We start from the raw sequence: 2,091 nt of genomic DNA, 5'->3' as shown, positions 1-2,091 counted from the left end.
GGCCGAGGCAGTGGCGTCCGAACCGGCCCCCGAGGCGGGCGGCGCCTACCAGGACATCCCGCTGACCGGTATGCGGCGGGCGATCGCCCGCCGGCTGACCGAGTCGAAGACCTCGGTGCCGCACTTCTACGTCACCGTGGACGCCCGGGTGGATGCGCTGCTCGACTACCGCAGGCAACTCAACCAAGCCAGCCCGGTCAGGATCAGCGTGAACGACCTGCTGATCAAGGCCATCGCCACCACCCTGCAGGCGGTCCCGGCGGCCAACGCGGTCTGGAACGGCGACTCGATCAGGCAGTACAGCACCGTCGACATCTCCGTCGCGGTCTCCACCGACGGGGGACTGATCACCCCGGTCGTACGCGGCGTCGAGAAGCTCGGCCTGGCCTCGCTGGCGTCCACCACCGCCGACCTGATCGCCCGGGCCCGCGACGGCAAGCTCAAGCAGCCCGAGATCGAGGGCGGCTCGTTCTCGATCAGCAACATGGGCATGTACGGGGTGCGGGAGTTCTCCGCGATCCTCAACCCGCCGCAGTCCGGCATCCTGGCGGTGGGCGCGGCCGAGGCGCGTCCGGTGGTGGTCGATGGCGAGCCAGGGGTGGCGACCGTGATGACGATGACACTGTCGTGCGACCATCGGGTGATCGACGGCGCGCTGGGCGCGGAGTTCATGCAGGCGCTCAAGGCCCGCATCGAGAACCCGGTGCTGCTGGCACTGTGAGAACCGGACAGCGAGGGGAGACGCGGGTGAAAGCGTTAGTCAAGCTGGCCGCCGGCGCGGAGAACGTGGAGCTCCGGGAAGTACCGGAACCGGTTCCCGGTGACCGGCAGGCCCTGCTGGAGGTCATCTACACCGGGGTCTGCGGCACCGACCACCACGTCATGCACGACGAGTACAAGGTCAACCCGCCGGTCATCATGGGGCACGAGGTGCTCGGCCGGGTGACCGCGGTCGGCTCGACCGAGGACGCCGAATGGGTCGGCCGGCGGGTGGTCACCGAGACCTTCTTCCGATGCTGCGAGCGGTGCGAGATGTGCCGGTCGGGACGCCGCAACATGTGCGAGCACCGCGAGTCGATCGGCTCGTTCCGCGATGGCGGGTTCGCCGAGCAACTGGTCGTCCCGGTGCTGAACCTGCACGCCGTGCCCGACAACGTGCCGGACGAGGTCGCGGCCCTGGCCGAGCCGCTGGCCTGCGCGATCCACGCGCTGGTGCTGCGCAGCGACATCAAACCCGGCAACAAGGTGCTGGTCACCGGGCCGGGGCCGATGGGATACCTGTCGGCGCAGGTCGCCAAGGCGTCCGGTGCCCAGGTCACCCTGGCCGGCATCGCCAAGGACGCCGAACGACTGGCCGCACTGCAGTCGGAGGGCGTCACCACCACCATGGAGACCCCGCCCGAGTCGACCTTCGACGTGGCCATCGAGTGCTCCGGCTCGGGGCCCGGCGCGGCCAACGCGATCAGGGCGGTCAAGCGCGGCGGCAAGTACATCCAGGTCGGCATCTTCGGCAAGGACGTCACCGTACCGCTGGACGTGCTGATCCTGCGCGAACTCACCATGACCGCCGGGTTCTCGCACTCCCCGAAGGCGTGGGACATCGCGATCGACCTGATGGCCCGCGAGGTGCTCGACCTGACGCCCTGCGTCGGCGAGATCTTCCCGCTCGAACGGTGGCAGGACGCGCTGGCCGCGATCCACGACGGCAAGACCATGAAGGTATTGATCAACCCAAGGAGCTGACCATGGCTGTCCCCGGTATCCGCGGCATGGACCACGTGGGCTTCACGGTGCCCGACCTGGAGCAGGCCCACGAGTTCTTCGTCGACGTGCTCGGCTGCGAGTACTTCTTCGAGCTGGGGCCGTTCGCCTCCGACGGGGGCACCTGGCTGTCCGAGCACGTCAACGTGGATGACCGGGCCCGCTTCCGCAACCGGCACTACCGCTGCGGCAACGGCTCGAACTTCGAGATCTTCGAGTATGAACTGGACGGCCGCAATGAGCAGCAGCCGGCCAACTCCGACGTCGGCGGCCACCACCTGGCGTTCTACGTCGACGACATCGACGCCGCGATCGAGTATCTGAAGGACA

The 2,091-nt window shown here is 68.5% G+C and carries 3 protein-coding genes; all 3 read left to right on the top strand.

Annotation, left to right across the window (positions count from 1 at the left end; all coding sequences use genetic code 11):
• Nucleotides 1-721 (top strand): dihydrolipoamide acetyltransferase family protein (locus WBL05_RS06990; RefSeq protein WP_424224724.1); only part of this gene is annotated, 721 nt, incomplete at its 5' end.
• 26 nt (nucleotides 722-747) lie between these two features.
• On the top strand, nucleotides 748-1,743 hold the full coding sequence (locus tag WBL05_RS06985; RefSeq protein WP_424224723.1) for a zinc-dependent alcohol dehydrogenase: 996 nt from the start codon (nucleotides 748-750) through the stop codon (nucleotides 1,741-1,743).
• 2 nt (nucleotides 1,744-1,745) lie between these two features.
• On the top strand, nucleotides 1,746-2,091 hold a 346-nt coding region (locus WBL05_RS06980; protein WP_424224721.1), incomplete at its 3' end, for a VOC family protein.

This window comes from Brooklawnia sp. (assembly GCF_049651565.1).
GTDB lineage: Bacteria > Actinomycetota > Actinomycetes > Propionibacteriales > Propionibacteriaceae > Brooklawnia.
This window is presented reverse-complemented; position numbering and strand designations above follow the sequence as displayed.